Below are 2,908 nucleotides of genomic sequence, written 5' to 3' on the forward strand. Positions count from 1 at the left end.
CGTCGCGTACGCCAGCGGCGGCGCCCCTGCGGGTCGTCGGCGTCGACGGCAGCGACGACCGCGCGCTCGTCGAGCCCGACGGCGACCACGTGACGTGGGGCCAGGCCGAGTTCATCGCCGCCGAGGAGCTCGACCGCTACCGCGGCTTCTGGTGGGCGCCCGACGGGCAGTCGCTGCTCGTCCAGCGCACCGACGAGTCGCCCGTGCCGGTCTGGCACGTCGCCGACCCCGAGCACCCCGAGCGGACGCCCGTCGCGCAGCGCTACCCGGCCGCGGGCACCCCGAACGCGGTGGTGACGCTGTGGCTCGTCGGCCTGGACGGCAGCCGCACCGAGGTGGTGTGGGACCGCGAGGCGTTCGAGTACGTCCACCAGGTGTCCTGGACCGAGCACGGCGACCCCGTCCTCCACGTGCTCGGCCGCGACCAGCGCCGCTCCCAGGTGCTCGCCGTCGACCCGGCCACCGGCGCGACGCGCGTGCTGCGCGACCTCACGTCCGCCGCGTGGGTCGAGCCGAACCACTCCCCCGCCCGCTTCGGCCCCGGCGGACGGCTCGTGACGCTCGAGGAGGTCGGCGACAAGCGGCGTGTGTGCGTCGACGGCGAGCCGCTCGGCGACGACACCTGGCACGTGCGCGGCATCGTCTCGGTGCACCCCGACGCGGTCGTGGTGACCGCCTCCGACGACCCGACGCAGGTGCACGTCGTGCGGCTCGGTCTGGACGGCTCGGTCGACCCCGTCACGTCCGGTGCGGCCGTCCACGGCGCCGTGGTCGGCGGCGGCACCACCGTCGTGACCCGCGCGTCCCTGGAGTCGGTGCGCCCGACCGTGACGGTCTTCCGCGACGGCACCGACCCGCGCGACGTGCGCGTGGTGAGCGAGGAGGCGCCGTTCCAGCCGCAGGTGCGGCTGCTGACCGTCGCGAGCGCGACCTGCGCGCCGCGGTCGTGCTGCCCCGCGAGCACGTGCCCGGCTCGCGCCGGCTGCCGGTGCTGATGCTCCCGTACGGCGGCCCCGGCGCGCAGATGGTGCTCAGCTCGGCGCGGATGTTCCTCGAGGCCCAGTGGTACGCCGATCAGGGCTTCGCCGTCGTCGTGGCCGACGGCCGGGGCACCCCGGGCCGATCGATCTCGTGGGAGCACGCGATCCTGCACGACTTCGCCGGCCCGACGCTGCAGGACCAGGTGGACGCGCTGCTGGGCGTGGCGGCCGCGCTGCCCGACGACCTCGACACGTCCCGCGTCGGCATGAGCGGCTGGTCGTACGGCGGCTACCTGGCCGCCCTGGCCGTGCTCGCGCGTCCGGACGTCTTCCACGCCGCGGTCGCGGGGGCCCCGGTGACCGACTGGCGGCTGTACGACACCGCGTACACCGAGCGCTACCTGGGCCACCCCGACGAGCGTCCCGGCGTGTACGACGAGAACTCGCTGACGCACCTGGCGCCCGGCCTCGAGCGTCCGCTGATGATCATCCACGGGCTGGCCGACGACAACGTCGTCGCGGCGCACACGCTGCGACTGTCGTCCGCGCTGCTGGCCGCCGGACGCCCGCACACGGTGCTGCCGCTGTCGGGCGTCACCCACATGACGCCGCAGGAGACGGTCGCCGAGAATCTCAAGCTGCTCCAGCTCGACTTCCTGCGCACCCACCTCGGGGCGTAGCCCGACGGATCTTCATGCGTCCGGGTCGCGGAGCGACCCGGACGCATGAAGATCCGTCACCCCAGGGGCCGCTTGAGTCGCTTGGGCTGGGTGGGCAGCTCGAGCGGCACCACCGGGGCGGCCGGCGGCTCGGCCTCGGGCGGCACCCAGCCGCCGAACGCGTCGGCCAGGTCCTCGGCGGCGTCGTCCCAGCGGTCCACCGCGACGACGGCGGCGAGGTCCTCGTCGTCCTCCTCGCCGGCGAACATCTCGCGCCGCACGGCGCTGCCGTACCCGGCCTCGTCCAGCGCGGCGACGAACGCCTCGGCGTCGTCGAGCTCGTCGAACCACACGTCCTGCACACCGGAAGCGTAGGATGGCCCGGTCCCGACACCGACCACGAGGTACGCATCCGTTGAAGAGCTGAGGTCCGAGACCCTGCGCGGCACCGCCGCGCGTCCTCGTCGACCTCTGCCCTCCGGCACCCTCGACCGCGCGTCGTCCACGCAGCGTCTCCACGCATCCCGTCACCACGACTCTTGCCTGGAGGCCCCATGCCCCATCTCGCCCTGCACGACCTGACCCACACCTGGCCCGACGGCCGCACCGTCCTGGACGCCGTCACGCTCGACCTCGGACCCGGCCGCCACGGCCTGGTCGGCGACAACGGGTCGGGCAAGTCCACCCTGCTGCGCGTCCTGACCGGCGACCTCGTCCCGACCGCGGGCACGCGGCTGGTCGAGGGACGCCTCGCGCACCTGCCGCAGGACCCGTTGCCCGAGGACGGCGCGACGGTCGCGGACGTCCTCGGCGTCGCCGAGCGGGTCGCGCGCTGCGGGCCGTGGAGGCGGGCAGCGTCGACCCCCGCCGTCTACGACACCATCGGCGACGACTGGGACGTCGAGGCCCGGGCCGCCGCGTGGCTCGGCGCCTCGGCCTGGACGCTGACGCTCGACCGCGACGCCGCCACCCTGTCGGGCGGCGAGCTGACCCTGCTCGCGCTGGCCGCCCGGCTGCTCATCGAGCCGGACGTCCTGCTGCTCGACGAGCCGACCAACAACCTCGACCGCCCGGCCAGGGACCGGCTGCTCGCGGTGGTCGACGACTTCCGCGGCGTCCTCGTGGTGGCCAGCCACGACCGCGAGCTGCTCGGCCACGTCCAGGCCGTGCACGAGGTCCGCGACGGCGGCGTGCGCACCTACGGCGGCGACCTGGACGCCTACGAGGCGGCCGTGGCCGTCGAGCGGGAGGCGGCCGAGCGCGACGTCC

At 75.0% G+C, this 2,908-nt stretch carries 4 protein-coding genes; 3 read left to right on the forward strand and 1 reads right to left on the reverse strand.

Annotated features, from left to right (window positions below; translation table 11 throughout):
• Both AC2W7G_RS12855 and AC2W7G_RS12860 read left to right on the forward strand, forming a co-directional pair.
• Positions 1–995, forward strand: a 995-nt coding sequence (locus tag AC2W7G_RS12855; protein WP_485868788.1) for a DPP IV N-terminal domain-containing protein, incomplete at its 5' end; no start/stop codon positions are given.
• Positions 947–1,660, forward strand: coding sequence for an alpha/beta hydrolase family protein (locus AC2W7G_RS12860; protein ID WP_485868789.1), 714 nt, complete (start codon positions 947–949; stop codon positions 1,658–1,660). The genes AC2W7G_RS12855 and AC2W7G_RS12860, both read left to right, overlap by 49 nt.
• Positions 1,661–1,716: 56 nt before the next feature.
• Here the strand turns inward: AC2W7G_RS12860 and AC2W7G_RS12865 are convergent, their stop codons facing one another.
• Positions 1,717–2,001, reverse strand: a complete 285-nt coding sequence (locus AC2W7G_RS12865; protein ID WP_485868790.1) for a hypothetical protein — start codon at positions 1,999–2,001, stop codon at positions 1,717–1,719.
• A gap of 192 nt (positions 2,002–2,193) precedes the next feature.
• On the opposite strand from AC2W7G_RS12865, the gene AC2W7G_RS12870 reads away from it, so the two are divergent.
• On the forward strand, positions 2,194–2,908 hold a 715-nt coding region (locus AC2W7G_RS12870), incomplete at its 3' end, for an ATP-binding cassette domain-containing protein (protein ID WP_485868791.1).

Source organism: Aeromicrobium sp. PFPM2_SD2 (genome assembly GCF_057364525.1).